We start from the raw sequence: 23,264 nt of genomic DNA on the forward strand, positions 1-23,264 counted from the left end.
TTGGTATATGCCATGTGCTCAGTGGTGACCGCTCTCATCACCGTTCTGGTTAGCCGTAACTTGTGTAAAGTTCGTAAACGTCGTTACGGCTAACCTTCCCCACTCCTGTCTTCATTGTGGGGCTTTCGGGGGGAACGGAAACTCCCCACATCTTCAGGGCCCTCAAACGGATATTCCAACTTCCAATCACATCACGGTCGGCTTCAAACCCACAATTCGAACACTTCAAAACCCTGTGCCCATTCGGGCTTAATTTCCCCCCACATACCGGGCACAGGGAAGAAGTATGAGCAGGATTCACGAAAACAACCTTAACCCCTCTCAGTTTGGCCTTGTATTCGATGATTGACTGAAGTTTGCGAAAACTCCACCTGTGAAGTCTCCCATTCATCTCAGCTGAATACCTAATCGACTCCCTAATTTCCGTTAAATCTTCGAGGGCGATTCCGCCGTATTTCTCCGCCACCTCAACGATTTTATTGGCGAGCTTATGATAAAGGTCATTAAGCCTGTTCTTCTCCCTCTCACCGTATTTTTCGAGGAGTTTTTTCCTCCTCTTCCCACTCCTAATCTTCCGCTGGATTTTTCGTCTCTTCACGAAGTAGCCAGTCCTGATTTCACGCTCATGGGTTATGATTTGGAGAAACTCACCATTAGGGAGGGAAAGCGTTATGTTGTTCTCATTCAAATCCATACCAACAAAGGCTTTAGGCTCTTTAACCTCGACTTCCTTCGAGAAGACGACGTTTAGGAAGACTCCCTTCGATGTTCTCACTAACCACGCTTGACCAACCTTCCAGTCCTTGAACTTCTCGTGGTATCTGGCAGGATAAAACTCCAACTGAATCCTCCCGCTTGGAGTGGAGAGTTTTACGGTTTTGTTCTCCAAGTCGAGTTTGAACAGGTGGTCATCGAGCATAATAACTTCTTTTTTGAAAACTGGTCTTCCCCTCGCTTTACCCTTCTTTTTGCGTTTCCTAAAGCTTTTGAAGATTGCCGTCGCCATTTGACACCCCGTGTAAAGGTAATGGCTCGGTAACTCAGGATACTCCTTGCGAAGGCCCTTGTAAGTCTCCTTTTTCAGCCGGTAAAAGCTGGTGATGTTGTTCTCAAAAGCGTGAGTGATGAGAAAGTTCACGATTTCTCGATAAGTGGAGAAAAGGTCATCTAATCCGTCGGGTGTCCCCTTGAGTTTGAATTTGGCAGTGAGTTTAATCGTCTCGGAGGGCATTCTTTACCGCCTCGACGAGGCGTTTTTTCTTGTGAGAACGCATACCGTAAAGCTTTCCGGCGAAGGAAGTTACGATTGCCAACAAGTCTTCCACGAGTTCCTTTTCCGGTGTTTTCTCCTCATCGTCGAAAATTACTTCAATCTCAACACCGTGAGAGTTGAAGTATTGTTCGAGGTATTTGAAGCCGAAGCGGGTAAGCCTGTCCCGGTAAGTTATGACGACTTTCGTAACTTCCCCGCTTTCGACGAGTTTGAGAAGCCGTCTTAATCCCTTTCTGTTCTCGTTCAATCCAGAGGAAATGTCCGTGATGATTTTGGCCACTTGGTATCCTTTGGACGAACAGTAATTCTTGAGGTATTCGACTTGCCTTTCCAAGTCCTCTTTTTGGTCTCGGCTTGAGACTCTGGCATAAATAACGACCTTATCAGGGATTTTGCCCTCAAGAATTCTCTTGATTTCACTTTCGGGGATACGGTATTCTTTGCCAATCCGATACGCTTTAATCTCACCGGATTTTATCTTCCTAATCAATGTTGGCTTGCTGATACCTAAGAGTTGTGAGGCTTTGCCCGTCCGATAAAGCCTCATATCTTGCTCCACCAAAACAAGCTATGAAATGAAAATATTTAAACTTTACGCTTTTAACCGTTTATGAAACAGCCCCTCAGGAGGGCTTGGGCGTCATCATCGCTGGGCTTAAAAACTCACGAGCCCTTTTAACCCTGGTGGTTGAGATGCGCTTCATACCGCTCATCGTCGCTAAACCGGAGGTTCAGATGGCGATAGACGAGGCGATAATGATTGCCAGAATCGAGGGAAGGGTTCCCGACACTGTAAGGTTGTACGCCTTCTCGCCGAGTTCTGTGACGATAGGCCGCTTCCAGAGCGTCGTCCACGACGTCAACCTTGATGAAGCCAGAAGGCTCGGTATTCCCGTCGTGCGCAGGATAACCGGTGGAGGAAGCGTTTTCCACGACGAGTTCGGCGAGATAACCTATTCGGTCGTCGTCGGCGAGGACCTTCACCCAGCTTTGAGGAACGTCGAGACGAGCTACCGCTACTTAGCCGGTCCGCTGGTTGATGCGCTGAAAGGACTGGGGCTTGAGGCCGGCTTTTCAGGGTTAAACGACATCGTAGCCAACGGGAAGAAGATAAGCGGCTCAGCCCAGACAAGGAGGAAGGGAGTAATCCTCCAGCACGGCACCTTCATGTACGCGACGCGCGTTGATATACTTGGTAAAGTTCTCCGCGTTTCGAGGGCTAAGCTCGCGGACAAGGGCGTTTCGAGCATCTGGGAGCGCGTTACGACCCTGGAGCGCGAGGGAATAAAGCTGAACCGCTGGGAGGCCTACGAGCTTTTAAAGGAGAGCTTTTTCAACGCCTTCGAGCTTGAGGAAGGCGAGCTTACAGACTACGAGCTCGAACTCGCGGAGGAGCTGGTAGAGAAGCGCTACGGCAACAAAGAGTGGAACGAGATGAGGTGAAACCTTATGGGTTCCCCTTCCCTTTTTCTTGCTCCCTGAACAGCTCACGGTAGCGTTGGCAATTCTCCAACAGCTCGTCATGCCGGCCCCTGCACACTACGTGGCCCCTATCGAGAACCCAAATCTCCCCCATCCCTCTGACCGTCGAGAGCCTGTGGGAGATAATGATTAGTGTCATGTCGGCCTCCATCAACCGCTTCAATATCCTCGCTTCCCTTTCGGAGTCCATTCCAGATGTCGCCTCATCGAGGATTAGAATCCTTGGATTCCTTGCCAGAGCCCTCGCGAGGCCAATCCTCTGCCTCTGCCCCAGTGAGAGGTTTTTGCCGCCCTCTTCAATCACATGGTCAAGGTCAAAATCACTGAGCTCCACCATATCCAAGAGGTTCCTAAGCCTTTCGTCCGGGATTTCCCTGCCGAGGGTTAGGTTCTCGCGCAGGGTGCCTGTGAAGAGATATGGGTGAGACGGTACGTATATCAGGTAATCACCGAGGAGTGCAGACGGCGGACATTCTCCAACGCTTACTTCACCCCCTGTTGGTTTTAGGATTCCCGCGATAATCAAAGCGAGCGTAGTCTTTCCGACACCGGAGGCCCCAACTATTCCGAGCTTTCCACCTTCAGGAATTTCACCGCTTATCCCGTCGAGGACGGTTGAATCGCCGTAGGACAGGGAAACACTCTTCAGAGCTACACCATAGGAGTGTGGAGAGCAGGAGGGTCTTTCAAGCCTCGGCGTTTCCCTTTCAATGACGTCCCATATCCTCTCGATGATTGGAACGGCGCGGTGATAACTGCTCCATAGGAAGGCAAAGCGCTCAACGGGATAGTAAACCCTCCCGAGGTAAGAAAAGACTGCCACCACCGAAGGGAGTGTTGCCATGTCTTTCTTGACGAGAACAACGCCGGATAGGAGGACGAGGAGCGGAAGGATCGTCGAGAGGTATGATTGGAGGCCGTAGTTGGCGCTACTGTAGAAAGCTACCCTCTTCGATGCCTCGACCCACTCGTCGAGCTTCTTTGAAACCCTGTCCACGAGGTACTCAAAGGCGTTGAGGGACTTCGCATCAAGCCGGCCGTCAAGGCCCTCCTTGAAGTATTCAACCGTCTCTGAGTAGCGCTTTCTCTCCTCGGCCGAAGCTGTTTTGAGTCCGTGAACGAAGGCCCTGAGTGAGAAGCCGTATATGGGGAGTGTCAGGAGAGTTATGACACCGAGGTAGAAGTTCAACCTGAAGACAACGATGACTGAAACGATGAGCGAGAAGGCCTCAATGATTATTGCCGGAATCAGGGACATGCCCATTCTGCCCACTATTTCAGTGTCGGACTGGATGCGCGAGAGAGCGTCCCCCGTGTCGAGGTTTTCGGAGAGTAGCGTCGAGATGAAGAGCTTCCTCTTGAGCCACGCCGCGGCCTTGGTCTCGGCAAAGTTACTCACGAAACCGCCGTAGAGGTAAACGATTGTCGAAGCCGTGTAGAGAAGGACGATTATCCCGATATAGCCGAGAATCTCCCGCGTGCTCAGATTTTCAAGGTTTGCCAACAGGTTCCTTAGGTAGAAGGGCACCATCGCCGAGAGGAGGGTCGAGAGCGCTCCGAGGACTATCAGAAGAACAGTGTAACGCCTGTGCGCAAGCCCAATCTGGAGAACCCTGCGGACGTTTTCGTTCATGAGGGCACCTCCACACATTGAGTACAGATTTTTGTAGTACAATTTTCTGTATTTAACTGGCGTTGTTTGTATATAAAAATTTACCGGGTTATCGACATAAAGGCTCACCGTCAAACAAGAGACGCCGGCTTCGCTTCGGCCTTCCCCCTCGTTTATGGCCTTGTGGTGGTTCTCATCTACCCAGTCTATGAGGTCAGAGAAAAAGAGGCACCGGTGGCGACGGTTGGGGACGTGGTGGAGTTCTTGGTCGGCTACGTTATCGGCTTGGCACTCCTAATCTGGCTGGCGTTAGGGTTTTATACTTAGGTGAGAACAAGAAGCGAGGGAGCTTTATGGGAGCGACCAAGAGCGAGATTGTGGTTGAGGTCCCCAAGGGAATGAGTGTTAGCGAGATTCGGAAGATAGTGAGGGAAATCGTCCTCAGGTACCTTCGCGAGAAGGGTGCGAGCGAGGAGGAGCTGGAAAAGGTGAGGGTTAGGGTGGAGGTGCTTGAGGAGTGAAGGTCAGGGTCAAGGTGTATGGTGGCTCGATTCCGGAGCGGGTTCTTGCGAGGGAGTTAAAGCGTGCGCTTGAGATTAAGAAGACGGCGAGCGAGTTGTATGAACTTCTATCGGAGGAGGAGCTCGATGAAATCAAAAAGGAAGTCTCGAAGAAGAGGGTCTCGTTCAGGGACTTCGGGGATATTGATTGATACGAGCGTTCTGATTGACCTCTACAAGGCTAAAAAGCTTGAAGAATACGCAGGCTCGGCAATCTCGATAGTTACTCTCTTTGAGTTCGTTAGGGGAATTCCAAGTGAAAGAAAGAGAGTAGCAGTTCTGAAGAGATTGGAAAAGCTGTTCAAGGTCGAACCTCTGGACAACTTGATAATCCTAACGGCCTCGAAAATATACAGGTACCTAAAGAGGAAAGGAGAGCTAATCGATGACGCTGATATACTCATCGGCGCCACCGCGATAGTTAAAGGTTATACCGTGTGGACCACAAACATTGACCATTTTGAGAGAATGAGGGACTTTGGGGTGAAATTGTACAAACCCCGGAAGAGGTGATGGCCTTGGGTGTTTACCTCGACCGCGAGGCGCTTGAGATAGTGTTTTAAAAGAGAGACTCAGCCTCAAGAGAAGTGTCAAGACTCTAAAAGTTTTAAACTGCAGACTCTATCCCAAACTCCTCCGCCAGCTCGTAGAAAAGCTCGTCCTCACCGAGCTCCTCGCGAAGCCTCTTAAAATTCTCCATCAGCCTCGGAAGCCTGCCCTTGCTCCTCCGCAACATCGAGTTGCCTATTTCGAGGGCGAAACGCAGGTAGTCGTCGCTGACGAGGACTTTTCCATCCCTGCCGAGCGGTGCCGTGAGATACTCTGTGGCGTTTATCTCGACGAGGTAGCGCTTTGAGATGACCTTGAACGTAGTGTACTTAAAACCAGAGGCGAGGCCGAGCTCGTGGAGCTTTTTGGCCCGCTCAAGGTCTTCAGCAATGACATGGAATATCGGGGGCTGGCTCTTCAGGAAGATGAGGCCTTTCTCAGCGTTCTTCAGCGCGGCCTTGGCCTCTTCGAACTCGATTGGGTGGTGCTCCTTTATCAGCCACCTGCTGAGGGGCTTAGCACCGAGGGCAGGCTCCTCTATGATGCCTATCCTCCCGGAGCACGAGCTTGTGGTGTAAACTCCCCTGATTGAGTTGATTAGAAGGAGAAGGTCTATTATATCCTCATCAACTTTTCCCTCTCTCATTGCTGTGAACAGGCTAACTAGGGCCTCACGCTTCGCTTTCATTCGTTAACCCCCCGTGCGGTTTTCAACAGCAGTTTTATGACATCTATGCCTTACTTTCGGATTAAAGCAGAACCTACGACCTCCGCTCCCGGCATCTGACGAAAACTTTATAAATCTAACCCGAAAGCTTAAGCTGGACGTGGCCGGGGTGGTGTAGCCTGGTCAGCACAGGGGACTGTGGATCCCCTAGCCCGGGTTCAAATCCCGGCCCCGGCCCCATAACAGCCCTTTGCTTCGCAAAGCGCTGGCGGAAAGATGGCGTGCAATTCTAAAAACGCTTGTCCTCTAAGTGGTTTACACTTCAATTGCCACTTTTACAGTGTTTCACTTCCCACAAGGCGTTCAACGAACGCCAGAATAAAAAGCGAAACCCGCTCAACAGTCTATTTTAAAGCCAAACACTCATCGCAGGCAAATTTCAGAGCGCACGCTTTATTCTCTGCCAGTTCAGCAGGAAAGGAACATCTTTTGGTGAAGCTTTTTCCAAAAGCTTCATGTATTCTCAAACACCCAACATCTTTAAAACTCCTGGCAATTATATCCACAGGGTGAGTTTCATGACGTGGAAGGAAAAACTTGGCCTTGTCCATATCTACACAGGGAACGGGAAGGGGAAGACGACGGCCGCTTTTGGCCTGGCTATCAGGATGCTTGGCTCCGGCGGAAGGGTGATAATCATTCAGTTCATGAAAGCCGGAGGAGTGTACGGCGAGCAGAAAAAGATAGCGGAGTGCGGCGCTGTCATAGAGTCCTTCGGTCTGCCGAAGTTTGTGCACGGGAAGCCCGAGCCAGACGACATCGAAGCGGCCAAAAGAGCCCTGGAAAGGGCAAAGGAAGTCGTCTCAAGCGGCGAGTGGGACCTGGTAATCCTCGATGAAATCTGCGTTGCCCTCGGCTTCAAGATGCTCGATGTTGAAGACGTCAAAGAGCTCATTAAGAACAAGGCACCCAACACCGAGCTCGTCCTCACGGGCAGGTACTGTCCGGAGGAGCTGTTCGAGCTGGCGGACTACGTCACGGAGATGAGGGAGGTAAAGCACCCATACCAGAGGGGAGTCATTGCAAGGAAGGGTGTGGAATACTAGCCCTTTGTTGTCAGCAAACCCCAAAAAGCAGACCGAAGACACGCCAAGCTTGGGCCAGGCCTTACCTAAAAATTTTTAATCCCGCTAGTTGTGTTAAACTAGGGTGTTTAAAGTGGGGGGCAGGAGCTTTCTGACAGAGCAGCAGATTAAAATCCTCAGGCTCAGGGCAAAGGGCCTCAAGCAGAGCGAGATTGCGGAGCTTCTGGGCACAAGCAGGGCCAACATCAGCATACTGGAGAGACGGGCCCTCGAAAAGATTGAGAAGGCGAGAAACACCCTCCTCATATGGGAGCAGATAAACTCCAAGGTGAGCGTCGAAGTGAGGGCTGGAGATGACATATTCACGGTTCCGGAAAAGCTCTTCAGGAAGGCCGACGAGCTCGGCGTTAAAGTCCCCTACAGCACGGCTGAGATAATTGCTTTTCTCGTGGAGCACGCACCGATACACGACAGGATAGCTAAGCGGGACTTCACGCTCTTTCTCGACGCCAAAGACAGGCTCAGGATAAGCGAGTGCATCTTAGAGGACTTCGATGAGGTAAGGAAGGACTAAAGCAGTAAAGACGCCGTTCAGGGCCATCGCCAGCCCGCTAACTGCTCCCGCCAGCTCGTCCTCGGTTATTATCCTCGCCGTTCCGAGGCCGTGCGAAGATACACCCGTCGCAAGGCCCCTCGCTATTCTGTCCCTCACCCCAAAGAGGTTCAGCAGCTCTGGCGCGAAGGCGTTGCCGAGAAGCCCCGTGAGAATCACGAGGACTGCGGTTAGTGCCGGAATGCCCCCTATCTCCTCGCTCACGCCGATGGCTATGGCGGTGGTAACGCTCTTCGGGGCAATGCTCAGAACGACTTCTCTGCCCCCTCCCAGGAGTTCGGCAATATAGAACGCGCTCAGGATTGCAGCTGTTCCGCCGACGGCTATCCCAAGCGCTATCTCTCTTGCATATGCCTTTATCGTGTCTCTGCCCTTGTAGACCGGGACGGCCAAACTAACCACCGCGGGCCCGAGGAGGAACTTGAGAAAGGCCGCGCTCTCCATGTAGGATTCGTAAGAGAAGCCGCCGAGGGTGAGGAGTCCCGCTATAGTGGCTATCGAAAGGAGAACAGGGTTCGTGTAGAAGGCCTTCCTCCTTGCGTGGAGCTCCGAGAACAGGTAGAACACAACGAGGGTCAGGGTTATCCCATAAGGGTTCATTTTCTTCCCCTCCTGAGGATTTCAACGGTCTTTGCAGTCACCAAGAGGGTCACGAGGAAGCTGATGACGAGCGCCCCCACGATTGGCACGGCCTGGCTCTTTATGAGGGCCGTATATGCGACTATCCCAACCCCCGGGGGAATGAACATAACGCTCATGTTCCTCACGAGGAGTTCTGCCTCGCCCTCCACCCACTCAAGCCTAACTGCCCCCGAAAGGAGCGCCGCGAGGAGGAAGAGCATTCCGAGCACGCTACCCGGGACGGGCAGGTCGAGAGCCAAGCTCGTGAACTCGCCCAGCGCGTAGAAGCCGAATATTATCACCAGTCCCCTGTACGGCCTCATAGTCACTTATAGGGCCCCGGAGTATAAAAACCCACCCCCGAAAGGGCAATAAAGGACAATGTTATACTCACCCTGGGTGATACAATGCTCCTGAAGAACTACCGGTTCCCTGGAAGATACGGCCCGGAGTGGGGCAGCGGTGGAATCTTCGGGCTGAGGTACCACAACGGGACGCTCTACTTTACGCTGGCTTTCGAGGCTGAGGCACACTTCATAGACTTGGAGAGCGGCGAGGAAAAGGTATACGACTTCACGCTCCTCGGCGACGCCCCGACGAGCGGCGGTGACACATACAACGCTGTTGAGACCGTTGACGAGTTCATATACTTCGGCGGCTGGGTTCACGCACCGGCCATCTACCGCGAGGAGGGAAGGATACTCTTCCACAACAAGTACTCCCACGTCCACGCCTACGACACAGAGGAAGGAACCGTAAAGCTCCTCTGGAAGGACTCAATCCACCACGAGACAGACTGGGCCGGAGAAGTTAGCGACATCATCTACGACCCTGCCAACGACAGGCTACTCCTCGCGAGGGAGGACGGCCACGCGAACCTCGGCGTCTACGCCCTCGACAGAAGAACAGGGGAGGCCAAAGCCCTTATCAACGGGCCAGTGCCGAAGGGGACAAGAGTCCACGACACGGCGTTTTTCGGCGTTGGGAACAACTTCACAGGCGGCTTAAGGGAGATAAAGGCCCTCGACTTGATAAGCGGAAAGTGGGAAATCTTCAAGCCGGGCGGGAGCGTGGACGGAAGGCCCTACATAAGGCCGGAGCTCGGTGCTATGGCATCCGCATACAACAGGGCCTTTGCCTTCGTCCGTGGGGGCATACTGGCGGGCAACCCGTTCATGGGTGAAGACTTCAGGTTCTTCCGCCTCTTCGAGTTCTACACCTTCTACGTCCCGTTCAGGGTGAACGCAATAAACGTCGGTGGGGGGATCCTCACGGCATACAACGCCCACCACGACGCCTCATACCGCCCAAGCTCAGAGGACGCCGGCGTTCACTGGGCCACAACCAACACGATATCCGGGCCGAGCGTCCTCATCTACGTCGCCCCGCCGATGGTGAAGATAGTGGGCGCCTTCGGGGCTAGGGTCACGAGCATCGAGAAAGTTGATGGAAAGCTCCTTGTCGCCACGAACACGACGCCGAACACAGGTGCGACGGAGGCGACACCCTTCGACACCGGCAGCAGGGATATAGTTGTTCTGGACGAGAAGGTTATCCAAGAGAGGCCCCCTGCGGTGAGCTTCTCCGTCCCGCTCTCGCTTCCTGCCATAGCAAAGAAGATGGGTGCGGGAACCTTCGGAGGAATTCCGCTCGACGGCTACCGCGAGCCGAGAATGGTTCTCCACCTCAGCAGGGACAACAGGCTGACTGTCCACGAGTACGACCTCTCGTTGCCGGCCGGAGAAGCCGTCTCGGAGACCTTTGACGTGAAAGCGGGCAGAAACGTCATTGACCTAAGCTCTTTCAGCGGAATCGTGGGCTTCGAGCTGGAAAAAGAAGATGTAAGAGGAAAAGCAAGAATAGAGCTCCGCTGAGCTTTTCTTTTTCACAGTTTGAATTTGCTGATGATTTCTCTGAGTTGTTTGACGATGTTTTTGAGGTCGTCTGCAGCCCTCTGGAGTTCCTCAGTAGCGGCAGTCTGCTCTTCAACAGCCGAACTAACCTCCTCAGCACTGGCAGTAGTCTCCTCAGCACTGGCAGCCAAGTTCTCCAAAGCCCTAAGAGCCTTCTCAACCTCCTCCTGAGTCCTAACAATCTGCTCCTTCACCTCACCCATCCTACCACTAGCATCCTGCAACAAATCAGCAATATTCGCCAAGTAAGTTATAGTCTCCTTCAACGTGTCCGCACTTTCACTCACCACCGAAACGCCCTTCTGGGTACTCTCAACAGCATCATGAATCTCACTGGTTATCTGGTCAATGATACTCTTGATGTTGTCTGCGGCCTGCTTGCTCTCCTCGGCAAGCTTCCTAATCTCCTGGGCAACCACTGCAAAACCCCTGCCAGCCTCACCAGCACGAGCAGCCTCAATAGCCGCATTCAAAGCAAGCAGATTCGTCTGCTCGGCAATGTTGGTAATCACATTCGTAATCTCCTCAATACTCCTGCTCATCTCAGCAACCTTGCTGACGGCGTTCTCAATCCTGCCCATCATCTCCTGAATGCTTTCAATTTGTTTGGCTGAGACTTCGCTTTTCTCCCTGCCCTCATTGGCGATGTTGACGACTTCATTTACAGCACCTTCAAACTCGTCCATTGCCCTGACGCTCTCAGCGCTCGTCTCTGCCACGAAGCGCATTCCCTCGGTAATCTCGTTAATGTGCTCCTGCTGGCGCTGGGCTTCAACGCTGACCTGCTGGACGGCCTCATTAACCTGGTTGATTGCCTCCGTAACGTCTGAGGCAATTCTTGCAAGAACGTTGGCGCGCTCTTCGAGAGTGTCGGTGATGCTGACGACCTGTCCAATGAGTTCTTTGAGTTTGTGAGTGGTGTTCTTCAGGTCTTCGAGGATTTCTTTGAGTTCGCCCTTGGCTTCCATGGTGAGGCCGTTGCTCAAGTCGCCCTCAGCGAGGCGTTCGAGCTTTGTGGCGATTGTATCAAGGGTTCCAACGAGGTCTTTACCAACCGCCTCAAAGGCCTTTATGAGGGCTCCAATCTCATCATCCTCAATGTAGTGAATCTGCTGAAGCCTCTTACGCACTTCGCTGAGTCTACCTTCAGCGAGGGCATGAGCAACATCCCTAAGAGCCTCAAGCGGCTCAAGTGTTCCTTGGAGGTTTCTATACCCGATGACTAGCATTACGAGGCCCACCAATGCCGCTAAGAGCGCCCCCGTCATGGTTGTCCTGATACTGTCGTCAACAACCTTGTTAATGGACTTGGTTATCTCATCCGTGCTCTCGTTAACGGCGGCGGATATGGCATTGGTCAGCGGGTCGGTGAGCTCGTGGAGCGGCACTGTAGCCAGAACTATCCATCCGGTGGTTCTCATCCTCTTGTAGCCGGCGACCTTCTCGACTCCCTGGAAGGAGTAAACGACCCAACCACTGTCCTTGTTTTTGTCGAGTTCATCTGTGAGAGATTTGAGGTTGGGATCGTCGTGTATGTTTAATGTTTGAACCAGGCTCTCATCAGGGTGCACAATGATGGTGCCGTCCTTGTTTATTATCGCTATGTAGCCGCTCCGGCCAATCTTTATCTCATTGGCCTGCTTGATTAGGTTGGACACGAAGACGTCAACTCCTATAACACCTACGAGCTTGCCGTTGATGTAAACGGGCTCAGAATAGGTAACGACCCACTTGCCTGTGGACGCATCTTTGTAGGGCTCGGTCCATACCGGGCCGTTCTTTGCTACGGCCTCCTGGTACCACGGCCTCACACGGGGGTCATAGCCTTCCGGCAAAGGCTCGTCGGGCCACATGTACATGTTACCGTCGGTGCTTCCAAAGTACACGTAAGCAACGTTCGAGTCGAGGTCTTTCACCGCCTTGAACCTGTTGAGCAGAAACTGCCTGAACGCGGAATCATCCGGGTTGTAGTTTGTGTAAGCAACATGAACCGCCTCTATTGCAACCTTCCCCATCATTCGCATCTTGTCAAAGTAGTCATCAAACAGCTTTGCACCAAGCTCCGCCGAACCTATCGCTATCGTTCCCGCTTCCTCCGTTATTGGGTCTTTGATGTGCTCCGATACAAGCTCCGGAAGGTGGTGGTTCAGCTCTGTGTCGAGGGAGGCCCGTACGTTGTCCCTCATATGGAGGGAGGAGTACAACACTATGGTAGAGCCCATCAATATCGTAACGAGCAGAACCACGGCCATGGTAAGAACAATCTTTTTCTTGAACTGCATGGGAACCACCTCGCGTGGCTGGCAACAATGGCCAGACTACCCTAAAGGGATCCGGCTATCTTGATTATACCATCTCAGAACTTAAAGCGATTTTGTGTAGGGTAATGTGTAGGTGGTTACTCCTTTTTGGCGGATAAGGGTTTTAAAGATTCTGAGCACTCAACAGAGAAGCGAATGAGCCGTGATGAGTATAAGATAAAAAGGTACCAAAGAAAAAACTTCAAGCATTCGAAAGGACGTTGTTCCAGGAGTAGCTGGACTCCAGGAGTTCCTCCACAGTTATTTGTTCTTCTTTGACGATTTCTGGCTTGAGGTCTTCTAGCTTCTCAATGAGTTCTTTCTTGGGCATTTTTTCTTCGTCAAAGACTACGATGCCCTTCTTGGAATAGCCGTTGATGAAGGCCCTCCAGACCCGGACGTCTGTGAGGAGCTCGTACTGCTTTGCGGTGGCCTTTTCCCAGTCAACGTTTTCAAATTTTAGGGTAATCTTCGTGAGCTTCTTCTCCGGGCTGACGCTCATTTTCACCACCTCAGTTCTTGGTGTTCACTCCGAAGTAGTCTTCTATGTCAATGTAGGTCTTCCTGTAGAGCTCGCTCTTCTTCATCTTCTCGACGAACTCCTTGCTCCTGAAGTACTTGTCCTTCTTGTAGTCCCAGTCTGGGTGGAGCTTCTTCCATTCGTCCCAGGTGTAGCTGAACTGCGCCTGAACCTTGTCCCTGTAGAGCTCCGGAATCACGTTGAACGTACAGAACGGCACTATCCTTCCGTCAGGCATCGCGTAGTGTATGACACAGCGCTCAACCCTCTCAACGTCGTAGTTGTACTCGTCCATGAAGTGCATCATTCCTATGAAGAGCGCGTTCTCGTGGAACTTGCCGAGGGCATCGTAGGTGCCGTGAACGAAGGCGTTCTTTATGAGACCGAGAACGTCCAGTCCCTTCGGTGCGTACTTCTCGTCGTAGAAGCTCTTGAACTTGAGGAATATCTCCGCTCCAAGCTTGAGCTTCTGGAGCCTGCCGAGCTTCTTCCACTGCTCTATTTCCTCCGCCTTGGTCTCAAGGTACTCGACGAAGCCCTCAACGTCTATGAAGCGCGGAATCGGGACGACGCGCTTGTTCTCGCGGTCGAGGAAGACGTATGTGGCAGCTCCACAGGCGAAGTGGCTGGTCATGTAGTAGCGTGAGCCGGTAAAGGCCTCAAAGAACCTCGCGATGTGGCCGGCTATCGGGATTGGGTACCAGTCCTCCTTTGTGATGACACCATTGGTCTGCTCCTCTATGCGCTTTATTGCTCCCGGAATCGTTATCCTGAACCTCTGGCGCTCCTTCTTCGGAACTCTACCGACCTGCGAGATGGGCTGGAAGTTTACACCGCGAACGATGTCGAGGTGGTTGAGGCCGAAGTTGATTATGGCTCCGAGCTCGTGGTCGTTGACGTTCCTTATCGTGGTTGGCACGAGGACTATTCCCGGCCCGCCGGCCTTCCTCACGTTCTCAAAGATGAGCGGAATCTCCCAGTGGTTCTTCCAGTTGGTCTGGGGTGTCATTCCGTCGTAGCTCAGGTAGAGGGTGTTCGTTCCGGCCCGCCTGATCTTTTTAACCAGCTCTGGGTCAAAGGCGAGCTTTATTCCGTCGGTGTTGAGCTGGACGTGGTCGTAGCCTTCCTCCTTGGCGATTTTGATGATTTCAATCAGGTCGTCGCGAAGGGTCGGTTCACCGCCGGTGAACTGGACGGCGTTCGCTCCTATGGGGTGCTCCTTCTTGGCGTTGCGGAGCATCATGCGTATCTGCTCAAGCGTCGGCTCGTAAATCGGCTGGCCCTCCTTGGCGTAGAAGAAGCAGTACCAGCACGAGAGGTTGCACCTGTTGGTAAGGACGATGTTCAGAAGGTTCGTGTGGGAGCGGTGTCTAGCGCACAGCCCGCAGTCAAGGGGGCAGTTAACACCGGTGTTTTCAACGTTTGCACTGAAAATCTCTTTCTCCGTCCAGAGCCACCTCTTAAAGCGGTTGTAGGTTTCAACATCCTCGTAATAGAGGTCAGTTATCATGCCCTCAGGGCAACGTTTGGTTATCCAGACCTTGCCGTCCTTCTCCCATACCACGGCGGGGACAACCCGTCTTGTTTCAGGACAGAGGGAGTACGTCCTGTGGGGCAACTCCCCCCCGTAACCCCTGCTGGCGGTTTTAAGCATCTCTTTAAACTCTTCCTCGCTTATTTCAGGAAAATCGACGATATCTCTAATTCTCTTGGTGGATTCAGCGAACTCTTTCTCGCCGCTGGGAATTTCACCAATGTTCTCAGCCATGGGGCTTCACCTCTAGCTCACATCTGCCATTCTTTCAATCGCGGAGTATAAAAGCTTTTGCGTAAATATGAAGGTTTTCCTTCATAGGTATGCCCCAAATCGGTAAAGTCACTAAGGTTAAAAGCACTTCCGACGATGCCACACGGGTGATAAAATGCCGGCTCGCGAGATGAGGATGGAGATGTTCGTCAGGGCCCTCCTTAAAAGGGACTTCAGCAGGGCAAAGGGCCACTTGGAAAAGCTCATCAAGATAGCAGGCAGCGATGAGTGGGGCAGGGGCTACTCAAGGGCCGTCGAGGGCATAATGAACGCTCTCAAGGACAACGACACCGATTCACTGATTGTCCAGCTGATTTCTGGCAACGACAGGAAGAGGGCAGAGGAGTTGCTTGGGAACTACTCAAAGCTCGCCGGCCAGGACTTCCGCGACGACTACGAGAGGGGCTTTTACACGGCCTGGAGCGAGTTTCTGAAAGCCTACCTGAACCAGAAGACACTCGCGTGATGCCGATGGGGAAGGAAGAGCTCATGAAGAAGCTTGAGGAGAAAATCAGGAACTGCCGGAAGTGCCCCCTCGGCAAGCTCAGGACGAACGCGGTGCCTGGGGCTGGAAGCTACGACGCCAAGGTGATGTTCGTAGGCGAAGCGCCGGGCTACTGGGAGGACCAGAAGGGGCTTCCCTTCGTCGGCAGGGCTGGAAAGGTTCTCGACGAGCTACTGGCGGAGATAGGCCTGAGCAGGGACGAGGTTTACATAACCAACATCGTCAAGTGCAGGCCACCCGAAAACCGCGACCCGACCGAGGAGGAGATAAAGGCCTGCGCCCCCTACCTAGACAGGCAGATTGACATAATAAGGCCGAAGGTGATAGTCCCTCTCGGCAGGCACTCGATGAAGTACATCCTTGAGAAGTTCGGCTTCAAGGCGGAGCCGATAAGCAAAATCCATGGAAAGACTTTCGAGGCACGGACGCTCTTCGGGAGGATAGTCATAATGCCGATGTACCACCCGGCCGCGGCCCTGTACAGGCCACCAATAAAGGAGGAGCTCAGAAAGGACTTTCAGAAGCTGAAGGAGCTCCTGAGCTCCGCGTTATGAACCTTTTTTCACCTTTAAGATTACTATTCTGAGTGAACAAGCCCCAGTGCGGTTTTTGTCGAGATTTTCCTTGCCCCTTGCAGAATTTTTCCGGGAAAGGTTTTTATGACATAAAAGAGCAATATAGTACTTGAAGGTACCCAGTAATGCACGACAGCATTGATACATGCTAAACTATGCAGTATAATACCCCCAACTGCCATAGTAGTCCAGCAATATTTTCGAAGATTTAACTATCTGCCAAAGATGTTGCGACAAGATTTATAAATCGCCGATATTTATGGGTTCAAAACCCGCTGGAGGTGAATTCATGTCGGACTTTGGTGTGCTGGCTCTGCTTCCACCACTGGTTGCGATTGTTCTGGCGATATGGACGAAGAGGGTTATCCTGGCGCTGTTTGCTGGAGTCTGGATTGGTGGAGTAATGGTCGCAGGGGGTAACCCGATAATGGGAACAACCCAGACGCTGGAGTGGGTTGTTGGTAGCGTTACAGACGACTGGAACGCAAGGATACTCATTTTTGACTTCCTGATAGGTGCGGGTGTTGGTCTTGTGTACAAGTCCGGTGCTGTTCACGCCCTTGCGGCTTCCCTCGCAAAGAGGGTCAAGAGCAGCAGAGGGGCCTCGCTTCTCGGGTGGCTCCTTGGCGTCCTGGTGTTCTTCGATGATTACACCAACACGATAGTCGTCGGGAACACCATGAGGCCCATAACGGACAGGACGAGGGTCTCAAGGGAGATGCTGGCCTATATAGACGACTCCACAGCCGCACCGGTCGCCGGGCTGGCGCTGATATCCACCTGGATAGGATACGAACTTGCCATGATAGGAAGGGGTTTCACGAGCGCAAAGGTCGATTATGGCACCTACGACGCCTGGCTCTCAAGCGTCCCGTACAGGTTCTATTCAATACTTGCAATACTGCTCGTCTTCATTGTGGCTTACACCCACAGGCACTACGGCCCCATGCTCAAGGCCGAATACCGCGCCAGAACCACCGGAAAGGTGCTTCGCGACGGTGCGAAGCCGCTCATGAGCACGGAGACTGACCTCGGAGCGCCAAAGAGGAACGGAAACCTCTGGGACTTTGTAATCCCAATCCTAGTCCTCGTTGGCGTATCAATGGTGGGCCTCTGGTACACCGGCGCGGCGAACCTTGAAGCATACAGCCAGGATTTGGGGTGGTGGACCGAGCTGGACGACCCCTTCGGCGTAAACTTCCTCAACTACGGCTTCGTTGACTCCTTCCGCGAGGCCGATGCGGCGACGGCCCTCCTCTGGGGTTCATTTGCCATGGTCGTCGTCGCCAGCGTAATGCTCCTCGGCAGGAAGAAGATGACGATAGAGGAGTGGGAGGACACCATAATAAGGGGAATGAAGCAGATGATATTCGCAAACACAGTCCTCGTCCTCGCATGGAGCCTCGGCACTGCCGCTGAAACCGTTGGAACCGGCGACTACATCATCAGCCTCGCCACAGGCTCCGGGGCGAACCTAGGGCCGTGGATGCCCCTCATAATGTTCCTCGCGGCTATGTTCGTCGCCTTCACCACGGGAACCAGCTGGGGGACGTTCTCAATCATGGTTCCGCTCGGTGTCGAGCTGAGCCTTGCCTTCACCGGGGGCCACGTCAACGAGATAGTCTTCGCCACAATAGGGGCGACGTTTACGGGCTCGATATTCGGCGACCACTGCTCCCCGATAAGCGACACCACCATAATGAGCTCCATGTTCAGCGGCTCCGACCACATAGACCACGTAACAACCCAGGTGCCCTACGCCGTCACGGTTGCGGCAATAGGCGCCGTGCTCTACGTCCTCTTCGGCCTCGGAGTGAGAAGCTGGGCGATCCTTCTCCCCATCGGAATAGTGCTTCTCATCGGTGCCTGGTACGTCCTCAGCGAGTGGTACGGCAAGAAGTACGGCATACCTCACGGTAAGGTGCCAATCTATGTAGTTGAGGAGTGATTTCTCTCTTTTTCTTCTAAACCTTTTAAAAAGCCCAGTTCAATTCCTTCTGGAGGTGACGCAATGCTCGTCAGAGCCTTCGTTCCGGCCCATATCACGGCGTTCTTCGTCCCGCGCTTTAACGATGACCCCCTCAGAGCGGGCTCACTCGGTGCTGGAATCAACCTAGATAAGGGCACAAACATCTTTGCGAGCATAGAAACTGGAACGCTGGAGAGGCACATACACGTTGCCTTCAACGGTGAACCAGTAAAGAGGGAGGAGGCCGTCATAAGCTACTCCGTCGCAGAACGGCTCGTCCCGGAGGGGTTCATAGGCGAGGTCGAAATCTGGCAGTACTTCGACTTCCCCAACGGCTACGGCTTCGGCAACAGCGCCGGCGGTGCCCTGGGGACTGCCCTGGCACTGAGCTACAGGTTCGGGGGGACGTGGCTCAGGGCGGCTCAAACTGCACACGAAGCCGAGGTAAGGCACAGGGGCGGGCTCGGGGACGTCATAGCCCAGCTCGCAGGCGGAATTGAGGTCAGGGTTAAAGCGGGCGGGCCAGGGATAGGCGTCGTTGACAACCTGTTCTTTGGGGACTACAAGGTTCTGGTCGTGCCTCTAGGGAAGCTCTCGACGAGGGAAGTTCTCGACGGGGACGTCGTCAAGGCAATAGAGGCAGAAGGCTCAAAAGCCCTTGAGAAGCTCCTGGCGGAGCCGACACCCGAGCGCATGATGGCCCTTGCGAGGGACTTCGCCGAAAAAACCGGCCTCCTGAACGGTGAAGTCCTTGAGCTGGCGAGGGAGCTGGACAAAGTCATTTCCACTCCCAGCTCGATGATAATGCTCGGAAAAGGTCTCTTCGCGCTCGTAAGGGGAGAAGAGGTTGAGAGCATTAAGGCGATTCTTGCAGACCTCGAAGTGCCATATGACATCGTGGAGATATACGAAGGGAAGCCGAGGGTCGAAAGGTGGTTTGAAGGGGGGTCAAAATGAACACCACACTGTTTGTCCTGGCGGTTGCATTCATAATACTTGCCACCTACGCCAACATGAAAGGTGCCCACAAGCCAGGACTTGCGCTTTCGGGAGTCGCAGGCGGGCTCGCCACTATGGTGCTTTTTGAGGGCAAACTCAACCCCAGCATAGCGTTTGCAGTAGGGTTCGTAGCCACAGTGGCCTTCGAGAAGGCAAGGTTTTCCTGGACAAGGCGCTGAGTTTTTATCCCCTTCGCCGTATTTCTTCCGGTGGTGGGAGTGAGCGATATGAAGTACTCCGAGTTGGCGGAGCTCTACAGGAGGCTCGAAAAGACGACGCTCAAGACCCTCAAGACCAAGTTCGTTGCAGACTTCCTGAAGAAGACGCCGGACGAGCTTCTTGAGGTAGTCCCGTACCTTATACTGGGAAAGGTCTTCCCGGACTGGGACGAGAGGGAGCTTGGGGTCGGCGAGAAGCTCCTGATAAAGGCCGTCTCCATGGCCACGGGTGTCCCCGAAAAGGAAATCGAGGACTCTGTTAGGGACACTGGCGATTTGGGTGAGAGCGTTGCCCTGGCTTTGAAGAAAAAGAGACAGAAGAGCTTCTTCAGCCAGCCCCTCACGATAAAGCGCGTCTACAGCACCTTCGTCAAGGTTGCAGAGGCGAGCGGAGAGGGAAGCCAGGACAGGAAGATGAAGTACCTGGCGAACCTCTTCATGGACGCCGGGCCGGAGGAGGGCAAGTACATAGCCAGAACCGTCCTCGGGACGATGAGAACTGGAGTTGCCGAGGGAATCCTGCGCGATGCCATAGCAGAGGCCTTCCGGGTGAAGCCCGAGCTTGTGGAGAGGGCCTACATGCTCACGAGCGACTTCGGCTACGTGGCGAAGGTTGCCAAGCTCGAGGGGAACGAGGGGCTCTCGAAGGTCAGCATACAGATTGGGAAGCCGATAAGGCCGATGCTTGCCCAGAACGCCGCCAACGTCAAGGAAGCGCTGATAGAGATGGGCGGTGAGGCGGCCTTCGAGATTAAGTATGACGGCGCACGCGTTCAGGTCCACCGCGACGGCGACAGGGTGATAATCTACTCGAGGAGACTTGAGAACGTCACCCGCTCGATTCCAGAGATAGTCGAGGCGGTAAAGGCCTCGCTGAAGCCTTCTAAGGTCATAGTAGAGGGCGAGCTGGTTGCCGTCGGCGAGAACGGTCGCCCAAGGCCCTTCCAGTACGTCCTGAGGAGGTTCAGGAGAAAGTACAACATCGAGGAGATGATTGAGAAGATTCCGCTCGAGCTCAACCTCTTCGACATCCTCTACGTTGACGGCGAGAGCCTCATAGACACGAAGTTCGCCGAGAGGAGGAAGAAGCTCGAGGAGAGCGTTGAAGAGAGGGAGAAGATAAAGATTGCTGAACAGCTCGTGACCAAGAAAGTGGAGGAGGCAGAGGAGTTCTACAAGAGGGCACTAGAGCTCGGTCACGAGGGCCTGATGGCCAAGAGGCTAGACTCCGTCTACGAGCCCGGAAACCGCGGAAAGAAGTGGCTCAAGATTAAGCCCACGATGGAGAACCTCGACCTCGTCATTATCGGGGCGGAGTGGGGCGAGGGAAGGCGCGCGCACCTGCTCGGTTCCTTCCTCGTTGCGGCCTACGACCCGGAGAGCGGTGAGTTCGTCCCGGTGGGCAAGGTTGGAAGCGGCTTCACCGATGAAGATTTAGTCGAGTTCACCAAGATGCTCAAGCCCCTGATTATCAGGGAGGAAGGGAAGTTCGTCGAGATTGAGCCCAAGGTCGTCATCGAGGTCACCTACCAGGAGATACAGAAGAGCCCGAAGTACAGGAGCGGTTTCGCGTTAAGGTTCCCGCGCTACGTGGCGTTGAGGGAAGATAAAAGCCCGGAGGAGGCAGACACGATAGAGAGGGTCGCCCAGCTCTACGAGCTCCAGGAGAAGTTCAAGGCAAAGAAGTAAAGCCCTCCGGGTCTTCGTCCTCGTTTTCCTCTTTCTGATTCTCTTTTTCAGGTTCTTCAACCCCAGGCATTTCTTCATCCCCATATCTGAGCACCTCATACCTCTCCTCAAAAGCCGCGTACATCTCCCTCTTCCGCTCCACGAGCTTCCTGGCATAGCTCACCGCGAACCCAAAGGCATCATCAACGGCCCCGTTGATGTAGATAAGTGCGGCTATGCTCACCGGGACGATGAGACCCGCGAGACCCCCGAGGGGGTAGATGAGCATTATGGGCGCGTCGTAGAGGCAGTGGAGCAGTGCCGCCTTAAGGTAGCCGTCCCACAGGGAGCCTCTGAGGGCCCCTTCAAGCGCTATCGCAGTCCAGGCGACGTGGAACATCACGACCACGCCCCTGAGGATGGCGCCGAAAAAGTTCCCCATCGAAATCAGGAGCACAAAGTACATGAGCGCCTCGATGATTCCAAAGAACAGCGCCGTCCTCACGGTGAGGTGCCACCGGGTCATTGCGTTTTCGTCCTGTTTGACCACAAAGGGGAGAAGCTTGGCACCTTCCTCGATGGGGCCGACGACAATGGCCAGAGCAAGCATTGCAGTTGAGATTTCACGGGAGAAGCGCAGGACGAGCGACTCAAGAACCATGGCAGTGAAGAACGCCACAATTCCCCACCCCAGAACCGAGTAGAACGGCACCGGGAAGACAGTCCTGTCTGTCTCAGAAAGCCATGAAACGGTCTTGAAGAACACCATTATTCCAACGCCGATGGCGATGAGAACGTAGACCACAATCAGGAGTTCCCCTATCATGTGACCACCGCTTAACTTTTGGTTGTGGTAACTTAAAGCTTTTGGTTGAGCCCATCATGTTAATTTCCCACACAAACCCAGCAGGTTTTTAAGCAAATTTGCCAAAGACCAACGGTGGTTCCCATGGGGAGCAAGGACGAACTCATCGAGATGTTCTTCAGCGAGGGGGCGATACTGTTTGGCCGCTTCGTCCTCACCTCTGGGAAGGAGAGCGACTACTACATCAACGTCAAGAAGCTCATCACGAACCCCAAAGCCCTGAAGCTCATCGCGGAGCTCATGAAAGAAAAAACCGAGGAGCTGGGGATTGAGTTCGACCGCGTTGCCGGCCCCGAGCTCGGAGCCGTCCCGATAGCAACGGCGCTTTCCCTCGAAACCGGAAAGCCCCTCGTAATCGTCAGGAAGAAGCCGAAGGGCCACGGCACGGGGAGCCAGATTGAGGGCGAGGTGAAACCAGGGGACAGAGTCCTCCTCGTAGAGGACGTGACGACGACTGGAGGAAGCGTCCTCCGCTCGGCTGAGGTGCTGGAAAAGGAGGGGGCAGAAGTAGCGGCTATCCTCGTGGTCGTGGACAGGGAGGAAGGCGCCCGCGAGAACCTCGCTGACTACCGCTTTGTTCCCCTCGTTACGGTCTCAGAGCTTTTTGCCAGAAGGGGTTCCGTGGAGGACTGACAGAAAAGCTTCCTTTATCTTTTCCCAGAGGCCTTTCTTTTCCCGCTTCCCAAACATCCGCTCGCTGAGGAGCATTCCCGCGGTTTTTATGTCCTTTGAAGCCTTTGCGTGGGGTGCAAACGCCAAAACGGGAACTCCCTCGTTCTGGCTCGCCGGCACAGTGGGGTCGTAAGAGACCACCCCCACGACGGGGACGTTAAAGCTCCCCTCAAGGAACTCAACGACGTCATCTATGACGGGCTCCGCCTCGCGGACTTTGTTCAGCAGGACACAGACATTAAGGCCGTAGGCCTCACCGAGGGCTTTGAGCTTTTCGACCTCGTTCTCGACCATCCTCTGAAAAGAGTGGATTGGCCCCCTCTCAACCTCGACGACTATCAGCTGGTACTGTGCCAGCCTGAACGTCGAAATCGTGTCGAAGGGGATTCCCACGGGGGAGTCTATTACCGTAACGTCGTACCTCGACCGGACATCGAGGACTACCTGCCTGAGCCTGCCCTGGTCAATGTCGAGGACGTCGTAAAGCTTCGAACTTCCCGGGAGAATGTCCACTCCAGTCCTCACGTCGCGGTAAATTGACTCGTCGAGGCTCGAATCTTCTTTTAAAAGCGTGTGGATGTTCGTCACAGGGTTGTATATCCCAAAGTGAAAGGCCAGTTTTGGCAGGTAAAGGTCTCCATCAACCGCGAGGGTCTTCAGGCCCATGCTTGAGAAGTAACTCGAAAGGTTGGCCGTCATCGTCGTCTTCCCGGCCCCGCCCCTTCCAGTAACCACTATCGCTACCATAAAGCATTATCTCCACCTTTTGTTGACTTAAAGAAAATGATTAG

The 23,264-nt window shown here is 53.7% G+C and carries 26 protein-coding genes and 1 tRNA gene; 16 read left to right on the forward strand and 11 right to left on the reverse strand.

Annotated features, from left to right (window positions below; all coding sequences use genetic code 11):
- Positions 1-49: 49 nt before the first annotated feature.
- Both TEU_RS01310 and TEU_RS01315 read right to left on the reverse strand, forming a co-directional pair.
- Positions 50-1,231 carry an RNA-guided endonuclease InsQ/TnpB family protein gene (locus TEU_RS01310; RefSeq protein WP_050002070.1) on the reverse strand — a complete coding sequence of 394 codons (1,182 nt, stop codon included), beginning with the start codon at positions 1,229-1,231 and terminating at the stop codon, positions 50-52.
- A complete protein-coding gene (locus TEU_RS01315) occupies positions 1,212-1,820 on the reverse strand; it encodes an IS607 family transposase (RefSeq protein ID WP_050002071.1) in 609 nt (202 codons plus the stop codon). Before TEU_RS01315 ends, TEU_RS01310 begins: the two co-directional genes overlap by 20 nt.
- A 146-nt stretch (positions 1,821-1,966) precedes the next feature.
- On the opposite strand from TEU_RS01315, the gene TEU_RS01320 reads away from it, so the two are divergent.
- Positions 1,967-2,716, forward strand: a complete 750-nt coding sequence (locus TEU_RS01320) for a lipoate--protein ligase family protein (RefSeq protein ID WP_050002072.1) — start codon at positions 1,967-1,969, stop codon at positions 2,714-2,716.
- A gap of 4 nt (positions 2,717-2,720) precedes the next feature.
- On the opposite strand, the gene TEU_RS01325 is transcribed toward TEU_RS01320, so the two are convergent.
- A complete protein-coding gene (locus TEU_RS01325; protein WP_050002073.1) occupies positions 2,721-4,388 on the reverse strand; it encodes an ABC transporter ATP-binding protein in 1,668 nt (555 codons plus the stop codon).
- Positions 4,389-4,553: 165 nt separating this feature from the next.
- Here TEU_RS01325 and TEU_RS11820 point away from each other — a divergent pair, with 165 nt between their 5' ends.
- Genes TEU_RS11820 through TEU_RS01340 form a run of 4 tightly spaced genes read left to right on the forward strand, consistent with a single transcriptional unit; the run spans position 4,554 to position 5,440 of the window.
- Entirely contained in the window at positions 4,554-4,694 is a 141-nt protein-coding gene (locus tag TEU_RS11820) for a hypothetical protein (protein WP_227738739.1), read from the forward strand.
- A gap of 26 nt (positions 4,695-4,720) precedes the next feature.
- On the forward strand, positions 4,721-4,888 hold the full coding sequence (locus TEU_RS11775) for a hypothetical protein (RefSeq protein ID WP_169741385.1): 168 nt from the start codon (positions 4,721-4,723) through the stop codon (positions 4,886-4,888).
- Positions 4,885-5,079 carry a hypothetical protein gene (locus TEU_RS01335; RefSeq protein ID WP_050002074.1) on the forward strand — a complete coding sequence of 65 codons (195 nt, stop codon included), beginning with the start codon at positions 4,885-4,887 and terminating at the stop codon, positions 5,077-5,079. Before TEU_RS11775 ends, TEU_RS01335 begins: the two co-directional genes overlap by 4 nt.
- Positions 5,072-5,440, forward strand: a complete 369-nt coding sequence (locus tag TEU_RS01340; protein ID WP_050002075.1) for a type II toxin-antitoxin system VapC family toxin — start codon at positions 5,072-5,074, stop codon at positions 5,438-5,440. The genes TEU_RS01335 and TEU_RS01340 overlap by 8 nt, the downstream gene beginning before the upstream one ends.
- A 94-nt stretch (positions 5,441-5,534) precedes the next feature.
- Here TEU_RS01340 and taw3 read toward each other — a convergent pair whose 3' ends face one another.
- The gene (gene taw3 / locus TEU_RS01345) at positions 5,535-6,164 is read right to left on the reverse strand and encodes a tRNA(Phe) 7-((3-amino-3-carboxypropyl)-4-demethylwyosine(37)-N(4))-methyltransferase Taw3 (RefSeq protein WP_050002076.1); all 630 of its coding nucleotides are present in this window, start codon (positions 6,162-6,164) and stop codon (positions 5,535-5,537) included.
- A 142-nt stretch (positions 6,165-6,306) separates the two neighbouring features.
- On the opposite strand from taw3, the gene TEU_RS01350 reads away from it, so the two are divergent.
- From TEU_RS01350 to TEU_RS01360, 3 genes are all read left to right on the forward strand, one after another.
- A tRNA-His gene (locus TEU_RS01350) sits at positions 6,307-6,383 on the forward strand.
- Positions 6,384-6,721: 338 nt separating this feature from the next.
- Positions 6,722-7,249, forward strand: a complete 528-nt coding sequence (gene cobO / locus TEU_RS01355; protein WP_050002077.1) for a cob(I)yrinic acid a,c-diamide adenosyltransferase — start codon at positions 6,722-6,724, stop codon at positions 7,247-7,249.
- A 112-nt stretch (positions 7,250-7,361) separates the two neighbouring features.
- The gene (locus TEU_RS01360) at positions 7,362-7,802 is read left to right on the forward strand and encodes a Tfx family DNA-binding protein (RefSeq protein WP_050002078.1); all 441 of its coding nucleotides are present in this window, start codon (positions 7,362-7,364) and stop codon (positions 7,800-7,802) included.
- Here TEU_RS01360 and TEU_RS01365 read toward each other — a convergent pair.
- Both TEU_RS01365 and TEU_RS01370 read right to left on the reverse strand, forming a co-directional pair.
- Positions 7,770-8,441 carry a CidB/LrgB family autolysis modulator gene (locus TEU_RS01365; RefSeq protein ID WP_050002079.1) on the reverse strand — a complete coding sequence of 224 codons (672 nt, stop codon included), beginning with the start codon at positions 8,439-8,441 and terminating at the stop codon, positions 7,770-7,772. The two genes, TEU_RS01360 and TEU_RS01365, sit on opposite strands and share 33 nt — an antisense overlap.
- Positions 8,438-8,785, reverse strand: coding sequence for a CidA/LrgA family protein (locus tag TEU_RS01370; protein WP_050002080.1), 348 nt, complete (start codon positions 8,783-8,785; stop codon positions 8,438-8,440). The genes TEU_RS01365 and TEU_RS01370 overlap by 4 nt, the downstream gene beginning before the upstream one ends.
- A gap of 84 nt (positions 8,786-8,869) precedes the next feature.
- Here TEU_RS01370 and TEU_RS01375 point away from each other — a divergent pair, with 84 nt between their 5' ends.
- Positions 8,870-10,336: a DUF2139 domain-containing protein gene (locus TEU_RS01375; RefSeq protein WP_050002081.1), complete on the forward strand. Its 1,467-nt coding sequence runs from the start codon at positions 8,870-8,872 to the stop codon at positions 10,334-10,336.
- 11 nt (positions 10,337-10,347) lie between these two features.
- Here the strand turns inward: TEU_RS01375 and TEU_RS01380 are convergent, their stop codons facing one another.
- From TEU_RS01380 to tes, 3 genes are all read right to left on the reverse strand, one after another.
- Complete coding sequence (locus tag TEU_RS01380) at positions 10,348-12,657, reverse strand: methyl-accepting chemotaxis protein (RefSeq protein ID WP_050002082.1); 2,310 nt, start codon at positions 12,655-12,657, stop codon at positions 10,348-10,350.
- 220 nt (positions 12,658-12,877) lie between these two features.
- Positions 12,878-13,177 (reverse strand): DUF3213 domain-containing protein, encoded by a 300-nt coding sequence (locus tag TEU_RS01385; protein WP_050002083.1) that lies wholly within the window; start codon positions 13,175-13,177, stop codon positions 12,878-12,880.
- 10 nt (positions 13,178-13,187) lie between these two features.
- The gene (tes, locus tag TEU_RS01390; RefSeq protein ID WP_050002084.1) at positions 13,188-14,963 is read right to left on the reverse strand and encodes a tetraether lipid synthase Tes; all 1,776 of its coding nucleotides are present in this window, start codon (positions 14,961-14,963) and stop codon (positions 13,188-13,190) included.
- A gap of 154 nt (positions 14,964-15,117) precedes the next feature.
- Here tes and TEU_RS01395 point away from each other — a divergent pair, with 154 nt between their 5' ends.
- The 6 genes from TEU_RS01395 (at position 15,118) to TEU_RS01420 (ending at position 20,957) form a co-directional block, all read left to right on the forward strand.
- Positions 15,118-15,468, forward strand: coding sequence for a hypothetical protein (locus TEU_RS01395; protein WP_050002085.1), 351 nt, complete (start codon positions 15,118-15,120; stop codon positions 15,466-15,468).
- Between the two features lie 5 nt (positions 15,469-15,473).
- The gene (gene udg / locus TEU_RS01400; RefSeq protein ID WP_050002086.1) at positions 15,474-16,061 is read left to right on the forward strand and encodes a type-4 uracil-DNA glycosylase; all 588 of its coding nucleotides are present in this window, start codon (positions 15,474-15,476) and stop codon (positions 16,059-16,061) included.
- A 310-nt stretch (positions 16,062-16,371) separates the two neighbouring features.
- A complete protein-coding gene (locus TEU_RS01405; RefSeq protein ID WP_050002087.1) occupies positions 16,372-18,030 on the forward strand; it encodes a Na+/H+ antiporter NhaC family protein in 1,659 nt (552 codons plus the stop codon).
- Positions 18,031-18,093: 63 nt separating this feature from the next.
- Positions 18,094-19,008, forward strand: coding sequence for a pantoate kinase (locus TEU_RS01410; RefSeq protein ID WP_050002088.1), 915 nt, complete (start codon positions 18,094-18,096; stop codon positions 19,006-19,008).
- Positions 19,005-19,229, forward strand: coding sequence for a hypothetical protein (locus TEU_RS01415; RefSeq protein ID WP_050002089.1), 225 nt, complete (start codon positions 19,005-19,007; stop codon positions 19,227-19,229). Before TEU_RS01410 ends, TEU_RS01415 begins: the two co-directional genes overlap by 4 nt.
- Before the next feature lie 48 nt (positions 19,230-19,277).
- Entirely contained in the window at positions 19,278-20,957 is a 1,680-nt protein-coding gene (locus TEU_RS01420) for an ATP-dependent DNA ligase (protein WP_050003905.1), read from the forward strand.
- Here TEU_RS01420 and TEU_RS01425 read toward each other — a convergent pair.
- On the reverse strand, positions 20,941-21,762 hold the full coding sequence (locus TEU_RS01425; protein WP_050002090.1) for a PrsW family glutamic-type intramembrane protease: 822 nt from the start codon (positions 21,760-21,762) through the stop codon (positions 20,941-20,943). The two genes, TEU_RS01420 and TEU_RS01425, sit on opposite strands and share 17 nt — an antisense overlap.
- Before the next feature lie 123 nt (positions 21,763-21,885).
- On the opposite strand from TEU_RS01425, the gene pyrE reads away from it, so the two are divergent.
- Positions 21,886-22,434, forward strand: coding sequence for an orotate phosphoribosyltransferase (gene pyrE / locus TEU_RS01430; RefSeq protein WP_050002091.1), 549 nt, complete (start codon positions 21,886-21,888; stop codon positions 22,432-22,434).
- Here the strand turns inward: pyrE and TEU_RS01435 are convergent.
- Positions 22,396-23,220: a MinD/ParA family ATP-binding protein gene (locus TEU_RS01435; protein ID WP_050002092.1), complete on the reverse strand. Its 825-nt coding sequence runs from the start codon at positions 23,218-23,220 to the stop codon at positions 22,396-22,398. The two genes, pyrE and TEU_RS01435, sit on opposite strands and share 39 nt — an antisense overlap.
- Positions 23,221-23,264 lie beyond the last annotated feature (44 nt).

The organism is Thermococcus eurythermalis, from assembly GCF_000769655.1.
Lineage (GTDB): Archaea > Methanobacteriota_B > Thermococci > Thermococcales > Thermococcaceae > Thermococcus > Thermococcus eurythermalis.

Bases quoted from the DNA above. Each gene is read 5' to 3' on its own strand.
- TEU_RS01310 (WP_050002070.1), bottom strand. From the start codon at position 1,231: ATGCCCTCCGAGACGATTAAACTCACTGCCAAATTCAAACTCAAGGGG.
- TEU_RS01315 (WP_050002071.1), bottom strand. From the start codon at position 1,820: ATGAGGCTTTATCGGACGGGCAAAGCCTCACAACTCTTAGGTATCAGC.
- TEU_RS01320 (WP_050002072.1), top strand. From the start codon at position 1,967: ATGCGCTTCATACCGCTCATCGTCGCTAAACCGGAGGTTCAGATGGCG.
- TEU_RS01325 (WP_050002073.1), bottom strand. From the start codon at position 4,388: ATGAACGAAAACGTCCGCAGGGTTCTCCAGATTGGGCTTGCGCACAGG.
- TEU_RS11775 (WP_169741385.1), top strand. From the start codon at position 4,721: ATGGGAGCGACCAAGAGCGAGATTGTGGTTGAGGTCCCCAAGGGAATG.
- taw3 (WP_050002076.1), bottom strand. From the start codon at position 6,164: ATGAAAGCGAAGCGTGAGGCCCTAGTTAGCCTGTTCACAGCAATGAGA.
- cobO (WP_050002077.1), top strand. From the start codon at position 6,722: ATGACGTGGAAGGAAAAACTTGGCCTTGTCCATATCTACACAGGGAAC.
- TEU_RS01365 (WP_050002079.1), bottom strand. From the start codon at position 8,441: ATGAACCCTTATGGGATAACCCTGACCCTCGTTGTGTTCTACCTGTTC.
- TEU_RS01370 (WP_050002080.1), bottom strand. From the start codon at position 8,785: ATGAGGCCGTACAGGGGACTGGTGATAATATTCGGCTTCTACGCGCTG.
- TEU_RS01375 (WP_050002081.1), top strand. From the start codon at position 8,870: ATGCTCCTGAAGAACTACCGGTTCCCTGGAAGATACGGCCCGGAGTGG.
- TEU_RS01380 (WP_050002082.1), bottom strand. From the start codon at position 12,657: ATGCAGTTCAAGAAAAAGATTGTTCTTACCATGGCCGTGGTTCTGCTC.
- TEU_RS01385 (WP_050002083.1), bottom strand. From the start codon at position 13,177: ATGAGCGTCAGCCCGGAGAAGAAGCTCACGAAGATTACCCTAAAATTT.
- tes (WP_050002084.1), bottom strand. From the start codon at position 14,963: ATGGCTGAGAACATTGGTGAAATTCCCAGCGGCGAGAAAGAGTTCGCT.
- TEU_RS01395 (WP_050002085.1), top strand. From the start codon at position 15,118: ATGCCGGCTCGCGAGATGAGGATGGAGATGTTCGTCAGGGCCCTCCTT.
- udg (WP_050002086.1), top strand. From the start codon at position 15,474: ATGGGGAAGGAAGAGCTCATGAAGAAGCTTGAGGAGAAAATCAGGAAC.
- TEU_RS01405 (WP_050002087.1), top strand. From the start codon at position 16,372: ATGTCGGACTTTGGTGTGCTGGCTCTGCTTCCACCACTGGTTGCGATT.
- TEU_RS01410 (WP_050002088.1), top strand. From the start codon at position 18,094: ATGCTCGTCAGAGCCTTCGTTCCGGCCCATATCACGGCGTTCTTCGTC.
- TEU_RS01415 (WP_050002089.1), top strand. From the start codon at position 19,005: ATGAACACCACACTGTTTGTCCTGGCGGTTGCATTCATAATACTTGCC.
- TEU_RS01420 (WP_050003905.1), top strand. From the start codon at position 19,278: ATGAAGTACTCCGAGTTGGCGGAGCTCTACAGGAGGCTCGAAAAGACG.
- TEU_RS01425 (WP_050002090.1), bottom strand. From the start codon at position 21,762: ATGATAGGGGAACTCCTGATTGTGGTCTACGTTCTCATCGCCATCGGC.
- pyrE (WP_050002091.1), top strand. From the start codon at position 21,886: ATGGGGAGCAAGGACGAACTCATCGAGATGTTCTTCAGCGAGGGGGCG.
- TEU_RS01435 (WP_050002092.1), bottom strand. From the start codon at position 23,220: ATGGTAGCGATAGTGGTTACTGGAAGGGGCGGGGCCGGGAAGACGACG.